Here is a 23,831-nt window from a genome sequence, read left to right as displayed (position 1 = left end):
CGATAGTCTCCGACCATCATGTCTGCTCGTACCATCAAGTATCGGCGTGAACGTCGTGACAACCAGACGACGCACCATTCCATGAACTCCTCGCGCTGCGGTGCAGTGCCACTCCGTACACTATGTTGCATGCGTGCGATTGCTTGGGACATGGATGGAACCCTCGTCGATACTGAACCGCGATGGGGGATAGCCACCTACGAGATGGCCACGTTGATGGGAGTAGACCTCACACCCGAACAACGAGCGGTCACCGTCGGCGGAACTGCGGAACACACCATTTCAACGTGCCTGGAATTCGCTGGACAGACCCCGAATCCGGCGCTCATTGACACCTGGAAAACGTGGTTTTTTGCGCGAATGGGCGAGATTCTTTCCGAGGGATTCGACTTTCGGCCCGGTTTTCCCACGCTCCTCAAAGATATTCACGACGCGAGTATCCCCCAAGCACTGGTCACCAACACGGCCCGCTCGTTGGTGGATCACTGTTTACCAGTTATCGGTGGCGCGTTCTTTGCCACGTCGGTAGCCGGGGACGAGGTCCCTCGCGGTAAGCCCTATCCCGACGGGTACGCGCGAACATGCGACCTGATGAACGTCAATCCCGACGACGTCCTCGTCGTAGAAGACTCACCGACCGGAATGTCTGCAGCTCGTGCGGCCGGATGCCGTGTCCTCGGCGTTCCGGTGGAGCCGGGCCTAGAGCTACCTCAGGGAATAAAAACCCTCCATGAACTACGCGGAGTGACCAGTTTCGCTTCGCGCGATGGGCATGCGTGGGGCATCGACGATTTCCGCGAACTATGGAACGAACTCTAGATGTGCATACGCCACGACGAGCATATGAAAGAATGACGACTGTGAAGAATTTTGATGAGCTTTTCGCTGAAATCACCGACCGCGCACAACAGCGCCCCGAAGACTCAGGAACTGTTGAAGCTCTCGACAAGGGCCTCCACTTCCTTGGAAAGAAAGTTGTCGAGGAAGCCGGCGAAGTATGGTTAGCCGCTGAATATCAGTCAGACGACGAACTATCTGAGGAAATCAGCCAGTTGCTCTACTGGCTACAGGTTATCGCAGTCAAACGCGGTCTGTCCTTGGACGATATTTACCGGTATCTGTAGTCCTTCTACGTACAGCTATTCAGCAACCACAGCGACCCCGGTTCACCCCATTGTCCACCTTCTCTTTCTTGCCTTCAGGAGTTTTATTCCATGCTTCGCGTCGCCGTTCCCAACAAGGGTTCTCTGTCTCAGACTGCTACCCACATTTTGGAGGAGGCGGGCTACAGGATGCGCCGAGACTCCAAAGACCTCACGTCATGGGACGAACAAAATGACGTGGAGTTTTTCTTCCTCCGCCCCAAAGATATCGCTATCTACGTCGCTAAAGGCCACCTCGATCTAGGAATCACCGGCCGCGACTTAGCTGCGGATTCTGCTGCGAATGGAGTGGATGAACTCCTCGCCCTTGGCTTCGGCGCGTCGACCTTCCGCTACGCGGCCCCCGAGAATGAGGAGTGGAATCTCAACAAGATCGAGGGAAAGCGCATCGCGACGAGCTATCCGCATCTGGTCAGTGCAGATCTCGCAAAGCGGGGCATCCAGGCCGACGTTATCCGATTGGATGGGGCGGTAGAGATTTCCATCCGTCTCGGGGTAGCTGACATCATCGCTGATGTTGTCTCCACGGGACGAACTCTACGCCAACAGGGGTTGTCGCCGTTTGGGGACGTGATTTGTAGATCCGAGGCCATCATTGTCGGCCGGCATAATCAGCCCGTTACTGATGAACACCAGATCCTCTTGCGACGGATTGAGGGCATTCTGCACGCGAAGAATTACCTCATGATTGATTACAACTGCCCGAAGTCGCTCCTGGCTGAGGCTACCAAGCTCACACCTGGTTTATCTGCGCCCACTGTTTCACCACTTGCCGACGATGACTGGGTCGCTGTCCGTGCGATGGCTCCGCGCAAGGACGCTAACCAACTTATGGACCGCTTATCGGCATTGGGTGCGGAAGCGATCCTGGCAACAGATATACGTATTGCCCGCCTTACTCGGTAAAAACGGGCATATGTAACTCGGTGATCGCACACACAGGTGCACAGGGAGGAGCGTTAGTTTCGCGCGTCATCGGGCCACCCTGGATAGGGCAGTTCCGTTCCCCCTTTGGCGGGGCAGAGAGACTGAAAAGAGCACCAATCGCACAGTTTGGATTCTTTGGGCAGAAACCGGCCCGTCTTCCCGTCGCGGGTGATCTTCGACCATAGGTCGCCAATATCCCGTTCGAAGTACTCCAACTCCACCTGGGAAGGGGCCAGGTACATAGAATCCATCACCTTGAGGTACATGAGGCGGAGTTGCGTCGGGATGATATTAAATAAACGCCAGTACACAAGCGCATAAAACCGCATTTGGAATACGGCCTGCTGGCTAAACCGCGGTATAGGTTTCTTGCCAGTTTTGTAGTCAACCACGCGGATTTCTCCTGTCGGAGCAACGTCGACACGATCAATGAACCCTCGCACGGGAACGCCATTAGGCAGCGTGGTGTCCACCAACATTTCGCACTCGTCAGCGTCGAAGTTTTCGGGGTTTTCCATGGCGAAGTACCCCTTCAAGAGGGAACGGCATTCCACTAAGAAGGGAAAAAGCTTGTCATCAGGAACGAGTTCCCTTAGGTCCGGATCCTTATCAACCATCTGTGCCCACTGCGGTTTGAGCATTTTGGTGGCTTTGGGATACGTGCGCTCTGGACGTGGTTGGCCGTACATATTCTCTAGCACGGCGTGCACTAAAGTGCCCTTGACCTGCGCAACCGTCTTTGGCTCAGGGAGCCGATCAATGGCACGATACCGGTACAGAAGAGGGCACTGCCGGTAGTCTCCTGCCCGGGAAGGGGATAAAGCCATACGACGTCGAGCACTCATGATCCATGACCCTAGCGCATGACCGTCGTCACCCATGCACCCCGTAGACTATCCGTGAGCTACCGTGAGACTACTCACCGCACAACCGTCATTTCTCTTCGTGAAGGAGCTTGCTCAATGGCCTATACGGGTGTATTTCGACCCGGAGATCGCGTTCAACTTACCGACGCGAAGCGTCGTCATTTCACCATTGAGCTGGCCGAGGGGGAGAAATTCTTCACGCACATGGGGGCCATTGCTCACGACGACATCATTGGTAAGGACGAAGGAACAGTCGTCGTTTCTACCGAAGGCGGCCAGTACCTGTGTTTCCGCCACCTGATGGTGGACTATGTCCTGTCCATGCCTCGCGGAGCGCAGGTTATTTACCCCAAAGACGCTGCACAAATCGTGATTGAGGGGGACATCTTCCCCGGTGCCAGAGTCCTTGAAGCAGGTGCTGGTTCGGGAGCGCTCACCTTGTCCCTTCTTCGCGCTGTCGGGGAGCGCGGGACGGTGTTCTCGTATGAAATTCGCGACGATCACCTGAAATACGCGTTGTCGAATGTCTCCGAATTCATGGGGTCGGCACCGGATAATTGGCAGCCCCGGCTAGGTGATCTCCGCGACGTCACCGTCGATGACCTCGATGGCCCCATCGATCGGATCATTCTGGACATGTTGGAACCGTGGGAGTGCTTGGAAACCTGCCAGAATCTGCTCCTACCTGGCGGGGTGTTGATGGCTTATGTAGCGACAGTTCCCCAATTAATGAAGGTCATGGAAGGAATCCGGAACCGCGGATGCTTTACGGAACCTCGAGCGTGGGAATCGTTGGTTCGCGAATGGAAGGTCGATGGGCTAGCTACTCGCCCCGAGCATCGCATGAATGCGCACACGGCATTCTTGGTATGGGCGCGTCGTCTGGCTGATGGCACTGTTCCACCCAAGCCTAAGCGTCGCCCCCAAAAGTAGTTATCTCAGAGGTATCTGTCTCGGGAAATGATACGCGATGAGGGGGTATAACGAGGTCATAAATCCAGGTGAGCCTGGGCTTAGCATTCGTCCTCAATGAGGTTAGAACCGACACCGGTATGGAGCTTGATCGTCTTTGTAGACTGGTAGTTATGACGACAGCTTCACAACAAACCTCATCCCACAGCACGGCATCGAGCACCTCGCGAAAAGGCAACAATAACGACGCGACCCCGTCGCTGAAAGAATTACAATTAGCCAATCGGACCTTAGGGACACGAAACGCCAAACTCGTCGAGATGCTGAAGGCATCACGCGACAAATTAGACGCTCTTAATGAACAAATCCGCGCATTGTCCGATCCGCCGAGTACGTACGGCACTCTCCTCGAACTCAACCCCGGTGGGCACTCCGCCGAAGTTTTTACGTCTAATCGACGGATGCGTTTAGTGGTTGCTCCCGGGGTGGATACCTCGCAGTTAACGCCCGGCGCGCTTGTTCGGTTGGGGGAGGGGCAGGAAGTCGTCGAGCATTGTGGCTTTAGTGATTTCGGCGATATCGCCGTAGTTAAGGAGTTTCTCCCCGGCGGCTCGAGGGTCGTCGTCGCCGATACAATGGGCGATTTGCGCGTCCTTAAGATTGCCGCGCCGCTCTACGAGTTGTGGTCGCAGAAGAACGTCGGCGCGGGGGATCAGGTGCTCGTTGATTACCGGGCGGGCTACGCCTTCGAATCCATCCCGAAGGCCGACGTCGAAAATCTTATTTTGGAAGAGATCCCCGAGGTGTCCTACGAGGACATTGGGGGTCTGCATAACCAAATTGAGATGATTCATGACGCTGTTGAGCTGCCTTTCACTCATCCTGACTTGTATCGGAAGTTTGATCTCCAGCCGCCGAAGGGTGTTTTGCTTTATGGCCCACCTGGCTGCGGAAAAACGTTGATTGCCAAGGCTGTGGCCCATTCGTTAGCGGAAAAAATGGGTAGTGGGGGAGAGAGTTACTTCCTGAACATTAAGGGCCCGGAGCTGCTCAATAAGTTTGTGGGCGAAACGGAGCGGCAGATTCGGCAGATTTTCGACCGTGCTCGATCGATCGCTGAGGACGGGCGGCCGGTCATCGTGTTCTTCGATGAAATGGATGCGATCTTTAGGACTCGTGGCTCGGGTATTTCCTCCGATCTGGAAAATACCGTTGTTCCACAGCTTCTGTCTGAAATCGACGGGGTTGAGGACCTGCGCAATGTCATTGTTATTGGTGCCTCTAACCGTGAGGAAATGATCGATCCGGCTATTCTTCGGCCGGGTCGGTTGGATGTGAAGATCCGCGTTGAGCGTCCCGATGAAAAATCGGCGCGGGAAATCGCAGAGCTGTATCTTGTGGATACCCTGCCATTGGATCCGGCCCTGGTTGAGGAGACGGGGGACCGCCATGCTGCTGTGGCTGCACTGATTGATGAGCTCAGTAGTCGGATGTATGCGCAGCACTCGGATAATGAATTTGTTGAGCTCACTTTCGTGGATGGTAGCCGCGAGGTGCTTTATTATCGCGACTTCGCCTCTGGTGCGATGATTGCCAACATCGTTGACCGCGCGAAGAAGAATGCACTGAAGCGGGCATTAGCGTCGGGGCAGCCTGATGATCATGGTGTCTCGCTCGAGGACGTGAGAACGGCAGTTGACCAGGAGTTCGCTGAAAATGATGATCTCCCCAACACCGCTAATCCCGACGAATGGGCACGGATATCCGGGCGAACAGGCCAGCGTGTCACAGAGGTAACGGTGGCGCGCCACAACCGGAAGACCACAACCGAGACAGAGGCGACCGAGCCAGCAGATACCGATTCCGGCAAAGGACATACCGATGCTTCATAACCAACCCCGAGTGATAGGGACAGAAACCGAATTCGGAATTTCGTGCCCCGAAAACCCCGCAGTCAGCCCTATTCTGACCTCGACGGCCGCTGTCATGTCGTATGCCGACGCGCTGGGGCTCGGTGCTCGGCGGACGCGCTGGGATTATGAGCCTGAATCGCCTCTTCGTGACGCGCGCGGGTTTGATCTTCGTCGATACGCTATGAATCACACGCCCGTGTTGGAACCCAATGCTATGGGCGCGGCAAATATCATTCTGCGCAATGGCGCACGGTTCTATGTGGATCACGCGCACCCGGAATATTCATCTCCCGAGGTCACAGATGCGTTGTCGGCGGTGATCTGGGATAAAGCCGGTGAGGTCATTATGCACCGGGCGACGCGCGCTGCTACGCAGGCCGGCATCGGGCAAGATCAGGAGCATTGGGACCTCAAGATTTACAAGAACAATGTGGACGGCAAGGGTGCCTCATACGGAACCCATGAGAACTACCTGTATCGCCGCGACACAGATATGGCCACGATTGAACAAGGACTGATCCCTTTCTTCGTGACGCGCCAGATTATGACTGGAGCTGGTCGCGTCGGCCTTGGGCAGCAGGGGGATACCGCCGGCTTCCAAATTTCGCAGCGTGCTGACTACATCGAAACCAAGGTATCGCTTGAGACCACGCTGAACCGGGGCATCATCAATACCCGCGACGAGCCGCACTCCAATGCCGACGAATGGAAGCGCCTCCATGTCATCATTGGGGACGCCAACATGTCCGAGTATTCACAGTTCCTCAAGGTTGGCACCACGTCGCTTGTTCTCGACGCCATCGAAGCCGGCGTTGATTTCTCTGACCTCGCCCTCGAATCACCGGTCGACGATGTCTATCGCGTCTCACGTGACCTCACGTGTACGGCGACCCTGCGCGGGGAGGACCGTAAGACTGAGCGCACAGCCATGGATATTCAGCGTATCTACCGTGATCGTGTGATCGATGCCGCGGACCGCGGGGTCATCAGCCTGAGCGCCGCCGAAAAGAAAGTGATAGAGGTCTGGAGCGAGATCCTTGATGACTTAGAGTCCGACCCCTTGTCGACGGCTGATCGTCTCGATTGGACGGCGAAATATGCGCTGCTCGATGGTTTTCGACAGCGTGGGACAGGGGAGTGGGATGATCCCCGGCTGGCCCTCATTGATTTGCAATACAGCGATTGCGATCCTGAGAAGGGGCTTTATTATGCCCTGGTTCGACGGGGGAAGATCCGGACACTCGTTGATCCCGACGATGTGACGGCAGCGATCGACACGCCGCCCACCGATACACGGGCTTGGCTCAGAGGACGATTGGTGGACCGTTTTTCCAGTGAGGTTATCGCAGCGAACTGGGATAATCTCATCGTCACGCCAGCTCACCCGCAACGGATCGACCTGAGCTCACCGACGGCCGCCAACGCCACCGCCACCTACGACATCACTGAGAGCGCAAAGAGCGTCGATGATGTGACGCGTTATCTCACGTCGTCAGGTGTCTGCGATGTCACGCCGCTACCAAGTCCATAATCTGTGAGTCATAGGCAGTTATAAACCACTCATACGCGATAAGGTTATAACGGGCACTGAGATCGTCAGATTACAATGAATCACACATAGTGAGAACACTTAAGAAGGCTTTTAAGCATGGAAAAATCATCGCAGATTCACGGCTCCAAGCCCGGCGACGACAACGCCGATGAACCCGAGAACGCCGCCGGCCAGTCACAGATTAGGGGACAAGGTGCCGACGACCTTCTTGACGAAATCGACGGCTTATTGGAATCGAACGCAGAAGAATTCGTTCGTTCCTACGTTCAAAAGGGTGGACAGTGAGCGCTGACAAAGCCGTTTTCACCCGCCGGATCATGGGAATTGAGACCGAATTCGGGATTACCTGTACCCATGACGGAGTACAAGCAGTCGCTCCCGACGACATTGCTCGTCAGCTATTTCGGCCGATCGTCGACCGTTTCCGTAGCTCCAACATCTACACGCTCAACGGCGGACGCTTATATCTCGACGTCGGTTCGCACCCGGAGTACGCCACCCCTGAGTGCGATAGCCTCGATCAACTGCTCATCTATGACCGGGCTGGGGAAGTGACGCTTAACCGGCTCGCTGACCAGGCAGAGCACGCCCTCGCTGACCAACACATTGAGGGCGCGATCCATTTGATGAAGAACAACACCGATTCCCTCGGGAATTCATATGGGTGTCACGAGAACTATCTTGTGGGCCGGGCGATTCTTCTGAAGAAATTGGGCCAAGAGTTCATACCGTTCCTTATTACCCGACAATTAATCTGCGGCGCCGGGCACATTGCGCGCCCTCATTCGAGGTTTTCTGACGGGTACACCACCCCTGGTTATCAGCTGAGTCAGCGCGCTGACCACGTGTGGGAAGGGGTGTCGTCGGCGACAACCCGTTCACGCCCCATCATCAATACCCGCGATGAGCCTCACGCTGATTCCGAAATGTACCGACGTCTCCACGTCATCGTCGGGGATTCGTCCATGTCGGAGACAACGGCTGCTCTCAAAATCGGGTCAGCGCTCCTCGTCCTCGAAATGCTGGAAGCTGGTTGCTCTTTCGACGAGTGGGAAATCGCCAACCCATCAAAAACTATTCGCGATATCAGCCGTGATCTCACCGGACGGGCAGAAGTTCCGCTCCGGTCGGGGCGGATAAGCTGCGCTCTTGAGATCCAGCAGGCTTTCGCTGAGAAAGCTCAGCAGTGGCTGGACGAGCGCCCCGAGGAGCAGCATGGCACGCCCACTGCCGACATGCAGCGCGTCGTCGACTTGTGGAAGAAAGTGCTTGCGGCCATTGATTCTGGGGACACAACGTCGATCGCGGCGGATATTGACTGGGTGATCAAGAAGAGCATTATCGACCGATACCAGGACAAGTTCGGCTGGGACCTTACCCATCCGAAACTGCAACAGATCGACTACGCGTATCACGATATCCGGCCTGGTAAAGGTATTCTCCGGACTCTTGAAGAGCGCGGCCGTGTCTCACGGTGGCTGGACGGTGCGGATTCACCTATCACCGATGCGGCTGATACACCGCCGCAGACCACACGAGCAAAAATGCGGGGAGATTTCCTCCATATTGCTCAGGAGAAGGATGCCGATGTGTCTGTCGATTGGACGCGGCTGAAAATCAACCGGCCAGAGCCCCACGACATTGCGCTCCTCGACCCCTTTGCCGCGCACGATTCGCGGGCCGATGACATGATCAGTTCGATTCTTGACCGATAAGGTACGAGGCGATTAGCCATGGCTCCACCGAGTGACCGCTCTCAGACCAGCTCGACGTCCCGACGCAACCAAGCCACCTACGAGCGGCTCATCAACCTTGTGCTGGCACTCAAGGATTCCTCCCGGCCCCTCAACGGTAAGTGGCTTATCGAGCATGTCAGCGGTTATGAGGATGGATCGCAGGAATCGAGCAGGCGGAAGCTCAACCGCGACATTGCCCAACTCCGTGATCTCGGATTCGATATCGACGCGACCGATGACGGTTATCTGATGGACTTCACACAAACTGTCGACGTCCACTTCACACAGGAAGAGATGGGAGTCATCGCCCTGGCCAGCCAATTCGCCTTGTCCGGGGACCTTGCCGCATTGGGGCGACGGGCCTGGGTCAAACTTTCGGCGGCGGGTTCACTCGGAACAGTAGCTCCGATACATGGCGTACCGGACAGTACCGACCTCACGGGGCCTGATTTTTCCACGTTGCTGCGGGCTATCACGGAGTCAACCGTCGTCCAGTTCCTGTACTATCCGTCGATCGAAGACGAGCCCTCGCTGCGCACTGTTGAGCCTTGGGCACTCGTTCCTGAGAGTGGACGGTGGTACCTCGCCTGCTTTGACCGTGACCGCGAGAAGCCACGTAGCTTCCGGCTCGCTCGAATTAACTCCCTTCAAGACACCGATACCCCGGCTACCCACACTGATCAACGGGCAGCTATTGCTCCTGGTGAACTCGTCCGGTCACAGCTTCACCGTGATGGCGGTGGTCAATCTACCCATGCTGTGATTAGCGTGTCGCCAGATAACAGCGGGCGAATTATTGAGCTCTTGCGCTCCCACAACCTTCATCCGGAGAAACGCAGTGACACGCGCTGGGTTATTGCTGATGATGACGCGGGACAGCTGCGGTCTTGTGTCCTGGCCGAAGCACCGGAGATCGTAGTCGAGGAGTCTGGCGACTACCGGATTACCATCGCAAACCAATTGAAATCCCTGATTACGGGGATAACGAGCTCCACAGCGTGGACACTACCGTCGAGTGTGCCTCCTCTCAACGAGACCGACCATTCCGTTGATGCACCAGCTGCGGTGAGCATTTCGGATCAACACCACACGGAACTATTACGTCTCCTCACGATTGTTCCTTACCTCCGACAGCATCCCGGGGTCACTCTCTTTGAGGCAGCCCATGACCTGGCTATGTCGCCGACGCAGCTGAAAAACGATATCACCACACTCACGTTTTGTGGTCTTCCGGGATTATCCGGCGGGGACTTGATCGACATCGACGCTGATCCCCGGCACATCTCGTTGTGGGCGGATCAAGGTCTGACCGCGCCGGTGGGACTCACTATGGAAGAAGCCAGCGCGATCCTCATGGCGTTGGAGACTATTGACTCTATTCCGGGGATTGCCGACGCCGAGGCCATTCATCGCACCGAAGACAAGCTAAGAACGATGGCTGGCAATCATGCCGACGCCATTGCCCGCGCGACACAAGGCGGCGGAAAATCTCTGGTCAACGACCTTGCCGACGCTGTAAACACGCGCACAACTATCGCCATCGCGTACGCCGATTCCCTCGGCGATGCGGGGGCAACACCACGTCTCGTCGATCCGCTCTCGATTATGGTCGTCGATGGAGTGAGCTATCTTCGAGGACTATCCCTGACTGGCGCGCACGACCACGCCGACGCGGGGGACAACCAGTCCACGGGCGAGGCCCAGGCTCAAAAAAACAGGATCCGACACTTCCGCATTGACCGAATCCAATCATTGGAGCAACGGGAACCGTCGACACTGAGTGCTAAAAAACGAGACCGATTACGCTCCACCCTTAATCCGCTTGATCCCTTCGGTTTCCGGGAAAGCCCACATTGGGCTCGAGTGTGGGTCGCACCTGAGGCGCGATGGGTTGTCGACTATGAACATGTATGGCCTGTTGCCGAATTTAAAGGCGGCCTTATTGTTGACGTCCTTGGGCGTCCCGAGTGGATTCAGAGCTTCATACTCAGGCACGGAGGATCGATCATTCCTCTTGAGCCCACGGTGCGCGATTCCGTAAGAGACCGTGCAGAAGACGGATTACTCCGGTATCGTTAGGCACCGTCTAGTCGCGCCCGCGCATCGACAAAGCTGCGGGGGTGGCTTCTGCGTTACTCACCGACACGTCGTAAGGTGTACACCATGGCTAACCTAGGGTTTCCAGAACTCGTTCTCATCGCAGTCGTCATACTCGTCCTCTTTGGATGGAAGAAACTTCCTGACGCTGCGCGTTCAGTTGGTCGTTCCATGCGCATCTTCAAATCTGAAGTTTCAGAAATGAAGAACGACGGAGCAGAGACGGAAAAGACCTCCACTGCAGCAACCAAGACTGATGAGATCACCTCAGCATCGTCAACCGACACACCTCAGCCAACGGTGACGGTGGAGTCCAAGGACGAAAAGAAGCATCCCGCCTAAAGGCACACAACAGTATTGTCATAACACTGTCACGTTTTGTTCTCTGTAGCTGTTTTCTACAGCCGTTCCCACTAGCTGGGGCATGAGAGAACCGTGTTCTCCTCACAGTGACCGCCGCCGAGTGTATCCGCCACACAAAGATAGTGACCGTCGTGCTCATGACGACGCAATCGATGCATCTCGGCGCGAACACTTGTGTTAAGAAGCACGGGAGAACAGCCGCTCGTGACTCAATCAACGTCGGTAAGCAAGGGTGGACGCGTGTCTCGCAAAGCCAAGAAGAATCCAGATGGAACCATGTCCATCGTCGATCACTTGCGCGAACTCCGTACACGGCTATTGCGGGCTCTCGCAGCCATTGCCGTCACAACAATCATCGGGTTTATCTGGTACGAACACGGAATCCCGGCCTGGGCCATCGGGCCCCTCCACGTGCCACGGCTCCCTAGTCTCGGCGAGATTCTCAAAGAGCCGTATTGTTCGTTACCCCCGTCGGCCCGCGCAACATTTTCTGCGGATAACGAGTGCCGTCTTCTCGCCACGAGTCCTTTCGAAATGTTCATGCTTCGTATGAAGATGGGCGGATTGGCCGGACTTGTGATGGCGTGCCCCATCTGGCTTGTCGAAATATGGCGGTTTATCACCCCGGGACTTTTGAAAAACGAGCGACGCTGGACACTATCCGTGGGAACCATCGCCGGGTTCCTTTTCGTTTTGGGCGTTGTTGCTGCCTACCTCGTCCTTCCGATGGGATTAGATGTTCTGCTCCATCTGGGCGATAGCACTCAGATTTCCGCGCTGACCGGTGAGAAATACTTCAATTTCGTTATCGCACTGATTCTCGTATTTGGCTTGAGTTTCGAAGTACCACTTTTTACTGCGATGCTTAACCTCGCTGGGGTTGTGCATTATGAGCAGCTCAAGGACAAGCGGCGAATCATGATTGTCGTGATCTTCATCTTCGCTGCCATTGCCACACCAGGGCAGGATCCCATTTCCATGCTGGTCCTCGCCCTCACACTGGTTGTTCTTATGGAGTTAGCCCTGCAATTCACGCGAATCCATGACCGCCGCGTTGCCCGGCATGTGTCCGAGTGGGAGGGTTTAAGTGACGACGAAGCCTCCCCCCTGAAGGTTGCACCATCATCTATCCCCGCAGCAGAGTCAATTTACGACGGGCAGCGAAAAGGCGTTGCCGGCGGGGGAGATGCCCACCCCGCCGGAGGATCAGGGCCGATACCGAAACCTTCGCCCGTGACAGCCCCATCGGGCGCCCCGTCGGCCAGTGAGCCGCCCACACCGACGCCGAACCCGGCACCGTCTGACTCGCCGACTCCAGGCGCACACCACGCTCCACCAGCAGCAGTGCTCCGTCGGGGCCCACGATCATGGAACGATTCCACTGGAGACGACGACAGTAAGCCCGGCCAGGACACAATCCAATCCAGCAGTTTCGACGACGTCCTCTAACGGCTACATTGTGCACACGAAAACTGTGGGCGCGCAACGACCGCACAACACCACAAACCTCATGACCGACACCACAATTAAGAACTGACAATCGACAAGGAGAAGTGTGACCGAAGCGTCAGCCGAGGACCTTCCTATTTTCCACCGTTTCGCGCACCAGCACGATTTCCCGTTCGACCAATTCCAGATTGACGGATGTAACGCCATCGAACGGGGCCGCGGAGTACTCGTCAGCGCACCAACGGGCTCAGGAAAAACAATCGTCGGAGAATTTGCCGTATTTCTCGCACTAGAAACAGGCAAACGCTGTTTTTACACGACCCCTATTAAGGCCCTGTCGAACCAGAAATACAACGACCTCCGCTACACCTACGGTGATGACCGTGTGGGGCTGATGACCGGGGACGTCTCCATCAATAGGGATGCCGACGTCATCGTCATGACCACTGAAGTCCTGCGGAACATGATTTACGCCGACGCAGACTCTTTGGACAACCTCTCCCACGTCGTAATGGATGAGGTCCACTACCTTGCCGACCCAGAACGCGGCCCAGTATGGGAAGAAATCATCCTCAACTTGGACGAGTCGGTATCTATCGTCGCTCTCTCCGCCACCGTCTCCAATATCGAACAATTCGGCGAGTGGATAAAGATGACCCGCGGCGACACCGACATCATCGTCTGGGAGCACCGCCCGGTCCCACTTCACCAATACATGCTGGTAGGAAACTCCATAATCCCGCTATTTTCGCGAGACAATGACGACGCTACGCAGGAACTATCAGCCCCGATCAACCCAGAACTAGTCTCACGATGCGCGGCCGCGGAACGGCGAAGTAACGGCCGACGTAAACGCCCACACCGGCCAGCCGTAATCGGGCAGCTGCAGGCAGCATCCATGCTCCCCGCGATCATATTCATCTTCTCCCGAGCCGGCTGCGAAGGAGCGCTAGCCCAGTGCTACACAGCGCGAGTACATCTCACCACGCGCGACGAAGCACGCGAAATCCTCTCCATTATCGACGCCGACACCGCTGACATCCCTCACGAGGACTTGGACCTCATGGGGTTCCGCCGATGGCGCACCAACCTCTCGCGGGGAATTGCAGCACACCACGCCGGGATGCTGCCCGCCTTCAGACACATCGTCGAAAAACTATTCGTGCGTGGCTTACTCAAAGTCGTCTTCGCCACAGAAACACTAGCGCTCGGGATCAACATGCCTGCCCGCACCGTCGTCCTCGAATCACTCGTCAAATTCAACGGCGAAGCCCATGTTGATCTCACTCCTGCGCAATACACCCAGCTCACCGGCCGCGCCGGGCGTCGCGGTATCGACGTATTGGGAAACGCCGTGGTGCTCTGGCAGCCGTCGATGGATCCAGAAGCTGTCGCAGGGTTGGCGTCGACACGAACTTATCCGCTGATTTCGACGTTCCGCCCTGGCTACAACATGTCCGTCAATCTGCTCAATACGCTGGGGGTTGAGAAATCGCACCGCCTGCTAGAGCGATCATTTGCCCAGTTCTTGGCGAATGAGGATGTGGTTGCTCGTGCTCATCAGCGACGCGCTCACCAGCGTCACGCGGATTCTCAGCATGATGAGCTTCTGGAGCTCCTCGGGCACCGATCCGAAAATAAACTGGCAGAATACGTCGCTATTCGTAGAAATCTCTCCCATGAGGAGAAGAAAACCCAGGCAGAGAACCGGAAAGAGCGTTTTAAGGAAATCTCTCGTTGTCTCGGTTCGCTCACCGTGGGTGACGTGATCGCACTTCCCGAAGGCCGCAACCCCGCATTGGCTGTGTGCGTCAGAGCTGCTGGGGCAGGTAAGGGGTCTAAGGAGAAACACCGCCACGATTCGTCGCGACGCTACCGCGGCCGCCGTCGACACCATGACCGTGAAACCCCAGATACGAATGGCCAGGATCCACGGCCAATGGTGATCACGGAAGATGGGCGAGTGGGTCAACTCCATGCAGATGAGCTAGGCAATGTGCCCATGACCGTGGGGCGGATGCGTCTCCCTCGAGATGTGTCTCGTCACCCCAAACGAGCACGCTCACTTGTCCGCTCTGAGTTCCGTCGTCAATCTTTCCATCGGCCTCGGTCTCTCAAGCCCAAAGCCCGCGTGAGAAAGAACGCCACAATCAAGTCGTTGAGGAAAGAGCTGCGCGCCCACCCAGTGCACAACTGGGAGAACCGGGAAGAGCTCGTTCGTGCCTTTGCTCGTTTAGCGCGCACGCGGGAGAAAATAGCAGATCAATCGGATGCACAGTCGGTTTCGGGCGCGTCCGGAAGAGTGCTCGATGCGGATACGCTGGTCTCTACGTTCGACAGGATGATCGCACTGCTGCGTGAGATGGACTACGTGGATCCGCCCATCGACGACGAACCCGGCCCGGCGACCTCCAGCGACGCTGCCCAAAAAGATGCCGATGACACCCATGACTTGTCATTAACCGAAGAAGGCCTACGTCTGGCACGGATTCACAATCAGTCGGATTTGCTCATTGCTCAGTGTTTGCGACGAAAGATTTGGGATGACTTGGATCCCGCTGAGCTCGCAGGGGTGGTGAGCACCTGCGTCTTCGAGAACCGCAAGTCGGTTCCAGGAGAGGTTGAGGTCCCGACGCAGCCGTTAGCCACGGCGATAGAAAACACTGAGCGTCTCTGGGAGGAGATCGTTACCGATGAAGAGCGACATCATCTCCCCATGACCAGGCCGATTGAGACCGAGCTGTCCACAGCGATGCACCAGTGGACTGCCGGTGCGCCTTTGGCATATTGCGTTCAAGCCGCCGCGGCGAACGGAGCATCTCTAACACCAGGTGATTTTGTCCGGTCGTGTCGTCAAGTGATCGACGTGCTCAACCAAATTAAAACAGCAGGATATTCCAACGATATTCGCGCGCATGCTCGGCAAGCAGTGGAGGCCATGCGTCGAGGCGTCGTTGCCATGGGGAGCTAAACGCGATCACCAAAAATGCCTAGTAGTGTCTTAGATATGACTCAATCGACTTCGCAAACGACAAACGACGTTTCCTCTGGCGACAATCCATCGAACGACGTGTCTGGTTCTCCAGCAGCGCAGTCGGGCACGAACAGTGAGCATGATCGTGACGCGGCCTTCGCTAGCCGCCTTGAGCGGGCCCGTCGGTTGGTGAAAGACAACCAGCTAGAGGGCCTCGTTTTCGGTTCAGGCGTCGAGCTGGAGTATTTCATCGGGACGCCCTTATTTTCGCACGAGCGCCTGACTGCTCTTGTTATTACGCATGACCGTGCCGTCCTGGTGGCTCCAGCTGTCGAACGCGGAGAAATCGAGGATAGCTACGTTCCCCGATCTGAGGTCACAGTCGACTATTGGGTCGATGGACAAGATCCTCATGACTCGGTTATTCGTGTGCTGACATCGAGTAACCCCAGCAATGACGAAGGAGATACTCCGTCGGGGACAGTGGGTGTCGGCTCAACGATGACCGCTGATCATCTTCTTCCTCTGCAGGATCGCGGCTATCGCTGGGTGTTAGCCGGACCTGTGCTCCGAGAGCTGTTGATGAGGAAAGACGCCTACGAGATTGAGCAGCTCACCGCAGCGGGCCAGGCCATCGACCGAGTCCACGCAGCAGTCCCGGGCCTGCTCCGCGACGGCCGTACTGAGCGTGATGTCGCTCGCGACATCGAACAACTCATTCTCAAAGAGCACCAAGCCGTCGACTTCATCATCGTCGGATCAGGACCGAACGGCGCGAATCCGCACCACGAATACTCGGACCGCATAATCTCCGCCGGCGACGTCGTCGTCGTCGATATCGGCGGAACACTTAATGGCTATCACTCGGACTGCACACGCACATATGTTGTGGGTGAGCCCACCGAGAAGCAACAAGAAATCTACGATGTCCTCCAGCAGGCGCAGAAGGAAGCCGTATCAGCGGCGAAGCCCGGTGTATCCGCTGCACAGATCGATGCCATTGCCCGAAATGTCATTACCGCGGCGGGATATGGCGATAACTTCATTCACCGGACGGGCCACGGTATCGGCCTATCCACCCACGAAGAACCGTTTATCGTGACAGGCAATGAATTGGTCCTCGAACCCGGAATGGCGTTTTCGGTAGAACCAGGGATTTACCTGGAAGGCGAGTGGGGAGCCCGCATCGAGGATATTCTGATCGTTACCGACGACGGTGCTACGTCAGTCAATAACCAAACGCATGACCTCGTCCGGACTGAAAAATAGTGAGCGCACTGTCATGACAAGCTCACCTCTAAGGGCGGTCGATACCCCGCCACGCGACAGTGACGAATCAGATTCGCACCTATCCGGCACCAACCCGCACCGGCGCAACCCATTATTGGGGCATGACGGCAGTGGGTGGATCATTGTCGTCGGTATTGGAGCCGATGGGATGGACGGCATAGGGGAGCGCGCCCACCGCGCCATCACGAGCGCTGATGTCGTCGTCGGGTCCTGGCGGCAACTTCAACTCGTTCCGGATAGTTGTCAGGCAACGAAGAAACCGTGGCCGTCACCGCTGGTTCCGCACATCGCAGAATTGTTCGACTCCCTCGCGGATCGCCGGGTTGTTGTCCTGGCCAGTGGCGACCCGATGTTTTTCGGCATCGGTACGACGCTGGCGCGGATTCTCGGGCCCGATGCGTTCACTGTGATCCCGGCAGCATCGTCGGCAAGTTTGGCATGTGCGCGTTTAGGGTGGGGGCTTAATACAACACCTGTCGTGAGCCTTTTGACCAAGCCCGTCGAAATACTCGGCCTACTATGCGACGACGGAATCCCTTTCCTCGTCCTGTGCCGCGATAGTCATTCACCGTCGGATATCTGCGACTACCTGTGCTCGCATGGGCTGGGTGACGCACGGGTTGATCTGCTGTCAGATTTGGGGTCGTCACATGAGACCCATACGGTCTCTACGGCGCGTCAGCCTGAGGCGCTCGATGCCCAGTCGAATTTGTGCATTGTGGCAGTCACGCCCACGAAAGTTGGGCTCAGTCGTGCACCGGGTAGACCGGATGAAACCTACGCGAATGATGGTCAATTGACTAAATCCGACATTCGCGCGCTGACCTTGGCTGCCCTAGCACCGCATCCGGGAGAGATTCTTTGGGATATCGGTGGGGGATCGGGCTCGGTCAGCGTCGAGTGGTGCCGGCTCGCGCGGGGTGCAGAGTCCTATGTGATTGAGCATGTCCATGAGAGAGCTGCACGAATTACGACAAACTCACTGGGCTACCCGGTCACTGTCATGCACGGGAAAGCGCCCGAAGCCCTTGACGATTTACCGTCCCCCGATGCGGTGTTCATCGGCGGGGGACTGACGCACCCCGGTGTCGTCGACCGTGCTTGGGAAGCGTTGCGCCCTGGTGGGCGGTTCGTCGCCAACGCTGTGACTGTGGAGTCGGAGCAGATGGTGCTAGAGCTTCAGGAAAAGTGGGGTGGCTCATTAACGCGCTTTGACGTTTCTCATCATTCAGCCTTGGGATCGTTCCATGCGTGGCGGCCCGCTCTCCCGATTATTCGTTTCGTCACAACAAAACCGGTGGTATAACGCGTAGCGGTGCTTCTGCTGCTTAAATACCACTGGCTGAAAAGGTGTGTATTCATGACTGTCTATTTCATTGGTGCCGGGCCCGGCGCGGCTGACCTGCTCACCCTGCGGGCAGATGCGTTGATCAGACGTTGCGAGGTGTGCCTCTACGCTGGATCTATCGTCCCGCCCGAGGTTCTGGAGCATTGCCCCGAGGGTGCTGATGTTATTAACACTGCCCGGATGCCTCTTGATGCCATCGTGGAGACAATCGCGAAGGCCGATAGTGAGGGCAAGGACGTTGCTCGGTTGCAATCGGGGGATCCCTCGCTCTGGTCTGCCCTGGCCGAACAGGCACGTCGTCTCGTGGAGCGAAATATTGACTATGAAATCGTTCCGGGGGTTCCGGCTTTCTCTGCCGCGGCTGCGTCATTAGGCCATGAGCTTACCGTTCCCACGATTGGGCAATCGGTGATCTTGACGAGGATCTCGGGGCGTGCATCATCGATGCCGGAGGGGGAGTCGTTGCCGGAATTGGGCTCGCATGGTGCGACTTTGTGTATTCATCTTGCGGCGCACGATGCCCAGCGCATCAGTGATGAACTCACCCCAACATACGGCGCCGATTGTCCTGTAGCTGTTGTTGCGTTCGCGTCTCGTCCGAATGAGTGTGTTCTCCGCACAACGCTGAGCAAACTACCCGACGATATTGCCGCGGAAGGTATCACGCGGACCGCAGTCATTATCGTGGGACAAAGTTTGGCCGCAGATGAGTTCCCCGATAGTTTCCTTTATTCTGACGACCGGCCCCGTGATGCGCACGGACGTACCATCCCCTGTAGCCACGACTAATCCGCCTGCCCGCCGTCGGAGTGGATTCCGGCTCAATGACTATTAAGGACACTTCTTCACCTATGCGCGCTCTCATACTTGGTGGAACCGCTGAAGCTCGAGAACTAGCTACTCTTTTAGTCAATAAAGGGTGGCATATTACGACGTCGTTAGCTGGACGAGTGAAACATCCCCGACTTCCCGCGGGGGAGGTTCGTATCGGCGGGTTCGGTGGGCCATCCGGTTTGGCACGGTGGATACTCGACGAAAATGTTGACGTTATTGTCGACGCCACGCATCCCTTCGCCGAGCGCATTAGCACGTCCGCATATGAGGCAGCTCGTGCGACGCAGGTCCCCTTGTTGGCGCTTCATCGTCCTGCTTGGGAAGAGCAGCCGGGGGATCGGTGGATCCACGTTGCCACTATGCGTGAGGCAGCTCTGAAGGCTCAACGTTTTGCTCACATATTTCTTACGATCGGCCGACAGCAACTCGCTCCTTTTGCCGACGACCCGGATAACCTCTACGTCATCCGCAGCGTCGAACAACCATCTGCGCCGTTGCCGGCCCGACACCGCATTATTCTTGACCGCGGCCCTTTCAGCCTCGCCTCGGAGAAGAAGACGCTCATTGACAATCAAATCGATGTTGTCGTCACCAAAAACTCGGGGGGATCAACCTATCCCAAACTTGAGGCCGCGCGGAGCCTTAATATCCCAGTCATCATCGTTGATCGGCCACCACTACCGGCCACATGGGTTGTGCCCTCAGCAGATGAAGCCGTGGAGGCACTCAGTCATCTTTAAGAACTTGGTCCTGTGTAACCCCTCGGTCACCTGTAGCGGGCGCCTCATAATGCCGAGCAGTAAAGACGCGACGACCATCGGGCCCGTCGTACACATGCGTTGTCGATGCTCCCACTATCAGCATCGTCCGCATATCCACGACACCGGGGTCAAGCTCCGCCAACGTCGTCACGGTTACTGATTCACCGGCAGACCCCACCGCCCGGGCCACAATGACCGGGGTATCTGGCTTCTGGAATTCCAGCACGATGTCCCGCAAGGCACCGACCTGCCACCGACGCGACTTCGACGCCGGGTTATAAACAGCAAAGGCCATATCCGCGCCCGCCAAAGCGCGAACACGCTTGACCACCACATCCCACGGCTTCAACCGATCCGACAGCGACACCATGCCAAAATCATGGCCCAATGGTGCCCCCACGCGGCTTGCCACCGCTTGGGCCGCCGTCATCCCCGGCACAATTCTCACCGGAACATCCCGCCACTGATCATCATCTGCCGTCTCAAGAACGGCAGCAGCCATCGCAAACACCCCGGGGTCACCAGAAGACACCACAGCCACCCGGCTGCCGCGCCGGGCCATGTCCAAAGCCATGGCCGCCCGAACTGCTTCTACTTTGTTGTCCGAGAGATGCCGTCGCTGACCTGGGATTTCAGGAACACGCTTGACGTATGTGGAGTAGCCCACCACATCGGTGGCTCGGGCCAATTCTTCCGACGCCTCCGGAGTAATCCACTCAGAGTTGCCAGGCCCCAGCCCGATAACAACAACCTCGCCCATTGATGTGTGTTCCATTGTCATTTACTTCTTTCTATCGGTCCTTCTGCCGACCGCCGCAATTCGCTATCAGTCGGTGACGGCACCACAGCAACAGCGAAATACGGCACGGCAGCGGGGTCCACCTCGAGCAGAGGAATGACCTGCTCACCATCCATCGTGGCCCGCACAACAACATAGGCACGATCAGCTTGACCGACCCGCACCAGCGCCCGGCGAACCGTCGGAAATGTTCGCCCCAACTTCATCACGACGGCACCGTCGGACTGCGATAACCGCTGCATCAGCTCATCTTCAGATAAAGTTCCCGGGATAACACCCAGTGTTTCATCTTTTTCGACCAATGGCCGCCCGACGGAGGCTGCGGCAGCAGTGATCGATGTGACCCCGGGGATAACAGTAGTGGGGTAGCGGTCTGCTAAAGCTCGATGAAGGTGCTGGTAGGAGCTGTACAGCATGGGGTCCCCGAGGCTGAGGACTGCGACGGAGCGTCCCTGGTCAAGGTGGTGAGCCAATCGAGCGGTGGCGCTGGCATAAAACTCTCCTAAAGCTCCCGCATAGCCGCCAGCATGGTCGGCGACGCCCGTCGTGACGGGGTAGGTGAGTAGCTCCTCGATCTGATCTGGATTGTCACTGCCCAAATACGGGGCGGCGATACTCCGCGCCGTCGAATGGCCATGCGTGCCAGCATGGAATGCCACGACGTCGGCCGACCCAATGATCTTCGCCGCCGCCACCGTGACCAGGCCTGAATCGCCTGGGCCTAGCCCTAAACCGTACAAATGCCCCGACTCTGTCACCGATAGTCCGCCTCACCCTTGATGGCCGCGCCGTTACGCTCCGCCGCGCCTTTCGTCGTAGCAGGGGCTTCATCCATGAGCTCATTCCGCCGGGCCAAAGCATTAATCGCAGCACACGTAATCGCAGAACCACCACGACGCCCACGAACCGTAATAAACTCAACGCCCAACGACTCGGCACGTTCCTCCAGCTCAGACTTCGACTCAGCCGCACCCACAAAACCAACAGGAATGCCGATAATCACCGCCGGCCGCTTCAGATCAGGACGCGCGGCCAACACATCCATCAGATGGAACAACGCAGTAGGAGCATTCCCCACTGCTACCACCGCGCCACCCAACCGATCCGCGCACAAGTCAATAGCCGCCGCCGACCGCGTCGTCGACAATTCATGCGCCTTCTCCGTAACACCCGGAGTATTCAGCAAACACTCCACATCGTTATCCGCGGGAAGACGCCGACGCGTCACACCACTCGACACCATCCGGACATCCGTAAAAATCGGCGCACCCGACTCCAAAGCCGCCCGCCCCACCCGGACAGCACCGTCGGAAAACACAATATCGTCGGCCAAGGACACATCGCCGGCGGCGTGAATCATCCGCACCGCCACGGTCTCTTCGTCGGGAGTAAAACGACTCAAATCACTCTCGTCACGGATAATCGCGAACGAACGGCGATAAATATCATTCCCCAGCGAAACATAGCGATCCCGGCTATACACCGCACCACCAGCCCTCTCCGAACTTGCCGACCCCACGACATCAGGCATGATGAGTCACCTCTGACGTCTCATAAACACCATCGCCCTCAGCGAGGAACTCCGTGTAATCCATATTCGGCGCACCACAACGACGCTCACACCCCACAAAATGCACACGCCCACCAGGCAGGGACCCAGCATTAATAGCCCGCACCGCATCGGAACGAACATCATCACGGGATTTCCGACACTGAGGCAATCCCGTACACGCTGTCACACGAGCCAAAGGTGACGCCGCATCGAAGACCAAACCGCGCGGAGCCAAAAAACGCACAGCCTCATCCGCCTCTGCCGCGGTCAAATCATGAACCACCACACCATGCCAACATGTCACCGTCGAGGGCTTGCCCACAGCGCCCAACAACCGCGCACACGCCGAATCCATCCGGCCAAAAGGCAACACACAAGCCAAGCTCACGCGCCCGTCATCCTGGTCAATCCACCCCATAGGCTGGCGCAACCCCAGCTCATTGTCCGCAGACTCCTCATACGTCGGAAGCACATCATGAACCGGATTTTCCAACCCCACAAGGTTCTCACGAGCCCACTGAGCAAGATCCTCAGCCGCGCCGGGAGTCTCCTCGATTCGCCAATTCTTACCGCGCCGGGCCTGCCATTGACGTGCCAACTCGACGAGGCTATCGACGACGCGCGCCCGGGGGAGCGAGCCCACCAGATAATCCCCTCCGATCACGACGTCGAAGAAGTCATGGGAGTCGGACGGTCGCGTCTTCGTCGTCGCGACGACTCCGAAATCCGGGCGCTCTGCAATCACGTCGCCACGTCCGTCGTCGAAAGCAAAGAGGGTTCGGCCAGGTAGATCTGCTGTGTCGTCATACTGGATCAGTTCACGGTCAACGGCACGAACCAAGGAGCGCACGTCCCCTATAGAACCAGACCGTCCTGACAGGGGAGAGGCAAGATAATTACGCATCCGATCATGCCGTGGATAAGGCAGGAGTCCTGCTTCAGTCACGGCAGAAGCAAAATCGTCAACCGATTTCACACCACGAATCTGGATATTTCCCCTCGACGTGATGTGGACGTCGCCGTCCCCCAAGTCGTCAGCCATAGCGCCTAATGCCGTCCATTGGTGCGGCTGGATATACCCGCCGGGGGACCGAACGCGGCCGATCATCCCGTCGGATGCAGTAAAAAGACGCAATGTACCGGGGCACATGTCTCCCCGATTCCGGGTCGTCGTCTGAGTACCGTCACTGTGCATGGTTTCTACCGTACCCCCGTGCACGCAGCGTCAAAGTATTATGAGACCTCGATGAAAGGTCGTAGCCACCGATAATCAACCCGACCTCTAAGATAGTTGC

At 57.0% G+C, this 23,831-nt stretch carries 19 protein-coding genes and 1 pseudogene; 16 read left to right on the top strand and 4 right to left on the bottom strand.

Annotated features, from left to right (window positions below):
* The first annotated feature begins 129 nt into the window (after positions 1 to 129).
* From KCQ76_RS00360 to hisG, 3 genes are all read left to right on the top strand, one after another.
* Complete coding sequence (locus tag KCQ76_RS00360; RefSeq protein WP_046202325.1) at positions 130 to 819, top strand: HAD family hydrolase; 690 nt, start codon at positions 130 to 132, stop codon at positions 817 to 819.
* Positions 820 to 860: 41 nt separating this feature from the next.
* On the top strand, positions 861 to 1,124 hold the full coding sequence (locus tag KCQ76_RS00355; protein ID WP_046202429.1) for a phosphoribosyl-ATP diphosphatase: 264 nt from the start codon (positions 861 to 863) through the stop codon (positions 1,122 to 1,124).
* A 90-nt stretch (positions 1,125 to 1,214) separates the two neighbouring features.
* Complete coding sequence (gene hisG, locus KCQ76_RS00350; RefSeq protein WP_046202326.1) at positions 1,215 to 2,069, top strand: ATP phosphoribosyltransferase; 855 nt, start codon at positions 1,215 to 1,217, stop codon at positions 2,067 to 2,069.
* Between the two features lie 53 nt (positions 2,070 to 2,122).
* Here the strand turns inward: hisG and KCQ76_RS00345 are convergent, their stop codons facing one another.
* Positions 2,123 to 2,935, bottom strand: a complete 813-nt coding sequence (locus KCQ76_RS00345; RefSeq protein WP_046202430.1) for a RecB family exonuclease — start codon at positions 2,933 to 2,935, stop codon at positions 2,123 to 2,125.
* A 117-nt stretch (positions 2,936 to 3,052) separates the two neighbouring features.
* On the opposite strand from KCQ76_RS00345, the gene KCQ76_RS00340 reads away from it, so the two are divergent.
* The 13 genes from KCQ76_RS00340 (at position 3,053) to KCQ76_RS00280 (ending at position 20,164) form a co-directional block, all read left to right on the top strand.
* Positions 3,053 to 3,889, top strand: coding sequence for a tRNA (adenine-N1)-methyltransferase (locus tag KCQ76_RS00340; protein WP_046202327.1), 837 nt, complete (start codon positions 3,053 to 3,055; stop codon positions 3,887 to 3,889).
* Positions 3,890 to 4,041: 152 nt separating this feature from the next.
* Positions 4,042 to 5,760 carry a proteasome ATPase gene (gene arc, locus KCQ76_RS00335; RefSeq protein ID WP_046202328.1) on the top strand — a complete coding sequence of 573 codons (1,719 nt, stop codon included), beginning with the start codon at positions 4,042 to 4,044 and terminating at the stop codon, positions 5,758 to 5,760.
* Complete coding sequence (gene dop / locus KCQ76_RS00330) at positions 5,750 to 7,312, top strand: depupylase/deamidase Dop (RefSeq protein ID WP_060941884.1); 1,563 nt, start codon at positions 5,750 to 5,752, stop codon at positions 7,310 to 7,312. The genes arc and dop overlap by 11 nt, the downstream gene beginning before the upstream one ends.
* A 117-nt stretch (positions 7,313 to 7,429) precedes the next feature.
* On the top strand, positions 7,430 to 7,618 hold the full coding sequence (locus tag KCQ76_RS00325; RefSeq protein ID WP_046202329.1) for a ubiquitin-like protein Pup: 189 nt from the start codon (positions 7,430 to 7,432) through the stop codon (positions 7,616 to 7,618).
* Positions 7,619 to 7,650: 32 nt separating this feature from the next.
* Positions 7,651 to 9,048: a Pup--protein ligase gene (gene pafA, locus KCQ76_RS00320; RefSeq protein ID WP_046205204.1), complete on the top strand. Its 1,398-nt coding sequence runs from the start codon at positions 7,651 to 7,653 to the stop codon at positions 9,046 to 9,048.
* An 18-nt stretch (positions 9,049 to 9,066) separates the two neighbouring features.
* The gene (locus KCQ76_RS00315; RefSeq protein WP_221914769.1) at positions 9,067 to 11,148 is read left to right on the top strand and encodes a WYL domain-containing transcriptional regulator; all 2,082 of its coding nucleotides are present in this window, start codon (positions 9,067 to 9,069) and stop codon (positions 11,146 to 11,148) included.
* Positions 11,149 to 11,232: 84 nt separating this feature from the next.
* Complete coding sequence (gene tatA, locus KCQ76_RS00310) at positions 11,233 to 11,508, top strand: Sec-independent protein translocase subunit TatA (RefSeq protein ID WP_046202331.1); 276 nt, start codon at positions 11,233 to 11,235, stop codon at positions 11,506 to 11,508.
* Between the two features lie 225 nt (positions 11,509 to 11,733).
* Positions 11,734 to 12,978, top strand: coding sequence for a twin-arginine translocase subunit TatC (gene tatC, locus KCQ76_RS00305; RefSeq protein ID WP_046202332.1), 1,245 nt, complete (start codon positions 11,734 to 11,736; stop codon positions 12,976 to 12,978).
* 106 nt (positions 12,979 to 13,084) lie between these two features.
* Positions 13,085 to 15,949, top strand: a complete 2,865-nt coding sequence (locus KCQ76_RS00300) for a DEAD/DEAH box helicase (protein WP_060941885.1) — start codon at positions 13,085 to 13,087, stop codon at positions 15,947 to 15,949.
* 36 nt (positions 15,950 to 15,985) lie between these two features.
* Positions 15,986 to 17,221, top strand: a complete 1,236-nt coding sequence (locus tag KCQ76_RS00295; RefSeq protein WP_231725294.1) for a M24 family metallopeptidase — start codon at positions 15,986 to 15,988, stop codon at positions 17,219 to 17,221.
* A gap of 13 nt (positions 17,222 to 17,234) precedes the next feature.
* On the top strand, positions 17,235 to 18,548 hold the full coding sequence (gene cbiE, locus KCQ76_RS00290) for a precorrin-6y C5,15-methyltransferase (decarboxylating) subunit CbiE (RefSeq protein WP_082089856.1): 1,314 nt from the start codon (positions 17,235 to 17,237) through the stop codon (positions 18,546 to 18,548).
* Between the two features lie 54 nt (positions 18,549 to 18,602).
* Positions 18,603 to 19,379, top strand: coding sequence for a precorrin-4 C(11)-methyltransferase (gene cobM / locus KCQ76_RS00285; RefSeq protein WP_046205193.1), 777 nt, complete (start codon positions 18,603 to 18,605; stop codon positions 19,377 to 19,379).
* 62 nt (positions 19,380 to 19,441) lie between these two features.
* The gene (locus KCQ76_RS00280) at positions 19,442 to 20,164 is read left to right on the top strand and encodes a cobalt-precorrin-6A reductase (protein WP_046202334.1); all 723 of its coding nucleotides are present in this window, start codon (positions 19,442 to 19,444) and stop codon (positions 20,162 to 20,164) included.
* Here KCQ76_RS00280 and cobJ read toward each other — a convergent pair.
* From cobJ to KCQ76_RS00265, 3 genes and pseudogenes are all read right to left on the bottom strand, one after another.
* Positions 20,151 to 21,742, bottom strand: a pseudogene (gene cobJ, locus KCQ76_RS00275) (precorrin-3B C(17)-methyltransferase). The gene KCQ76_RS00280 and the pseudogene cobJ overlap by 14 nt on opposite strands.
* The gene (locus tag KCQ76_RS00270; RefSeq protein WP_052722270.1) at positions 21,739 to 22,515 is read right to left on the bottom strand and encodes a precorrin-8X methylmutase; all 777 of its coding nucleotides are present in this window, start codon (positions 22,513 to 22,515) and stop codon (positions 21,739 to 21,741) included. The pseudogene cobJ and the gene KCQ76_RS00270 overlap by 4 nt, the downstream one beginning before the upstream one ends.
* Positions 22,508 to 23,731, bottom strand: a complete 1,224-nt coding sequence (locus tag KCQ76_RS00265) for a ferredoxin-like domain-containing protein (RefSeq protein WP_046202335.1) — start codon at positions 23,729 to 23,731, stop codon at positions 22,508 to 22,510. The genes KCQ76_RS00270 and KCQ76_RS00265 overlap by 8 nt, the downstream gene beginning before the upstream one ends.
* Between the last annotated feature and the right edge of the window lie 100 nt (positions 23,732 to 23,831).

The organism is Corynebacterium parakroppenstedtii, from assembly GCF_019754935.1.
Classification (GTDB): domain Bacteria; phylum Actinomycetota; class Actinomycetes; order Mycobacteriales; family Mycobacteriaceae; genus Corynebacterium; species Corynebacterium parakroppenstedtii.
The sequence above is the reverse complement of the archived record's forward strand: the minus strand, read 5'-3'. Positions and strand labels throughout refer to the sequence as shown.

Coding starts and splice junctions, on each gene's coding strand:
- KCQ76_RS00360 (WP_046202325.1), top strand. CDS start 130: ATGCGTGCGATTGCTTGGGACATGGATGGAACCCTCGTCGATACTGAA.
- hisG (WP_046202326.1), top strand. CDS start 1,215: ATGCTTCGCGTCGCCGTTCCCAACAAGGGTTCTCTGTCTCAGACTGCT.
- KCQ76_RS00345 (WP_046202430.1), bottom strand. CDS start 2,935: ATGAGTGCTCGACGTCGTATGGCTTTATCCCCTTCCCGGGCAGGAGAC.
- KCQ76_RS00340 (WP_046202327.1), top strand. CDS start 3,053: ATGGCCTATACGGGTGTATTTCGACCCGGAGATCGCGTTCAACTTACC.
- arc (WP_046202328.1), top strand. CDS start 4,042: ATGACGACAGCTTCACAACAAACCTCATCCCACAGCACGGCATCGAGC.
- dop (WP_060941884.1), top strand. CDS start 5,750: ATGCTTCATAACCAACCCCGAGTGATAGGGACAGAAACCGAATTCGGA.
- KCQ76_RS00325 (WP_046202329.1), top strand. CDS start 7,430: ATGGAAAAATCATCGCAGATTCACGGCTCCAAGCCCGGCGACGACAAC.
- pafA (WP_046205204.1), top strand. CDS start 7,651: ATGGGAATTGAGACCGAATTCGGGATTACCTGTACCCATGACGGAGTA.
- KCQ76_RS00315 (WP_221914769.1), top strand. CDS start 9,067: ATGGCTCCACCGAGTGACCGCTCTCAGACCAGCTCGACGTCCCGACGC.
- tatA (WP_046202331.1), top strand. CDS start 11,233: ATGGCTAACCTAGGGTTTCCAGAACTCGTTCTCATCGCAGTCGTCATA.
- KCQ76_RS00295 (WP_231725294.1), top strand. CDS start 15,986: ATGACTCAATCGACTTCGCAAACGACAAACGACGTTTCCTCTGGCGAC.
- cbiE (WP_082089856.1), top strand. CDS start 17,235: ATGACAAGCTCACCTCTAAGGGCGGTCGATACCCCGCCACGCGACAGT.
- cobM (WP_046205193.1), top strand. CDS start 18,603: ATGACTGTCTATTTCATTGGTGCCGGGCCCGGCGCGGCTGACCTGCTC.
- KCQ76_RS00280 (WP_046202334.1), top strand. CDS start 19,442: ATGCGCGCTCTCATACTTGGTGGAACCGCTGAAGCTCGAGAACTAGCT.
- KCQ76_RS00270 (WP_052722270.1), bottom strand. CDS start 22,515: ATGCCTGATGTCGTGGGGTCGGCAAGTTCGGAGAGGGCTGGTGGTGCG.
- KCQ76_RS00265 (WP_046202335.1), bottom strand. CDS start 23,731: ATGCACAGTGACGGTACTCAGACGACGACCCGGAATCGGGGAGACATG.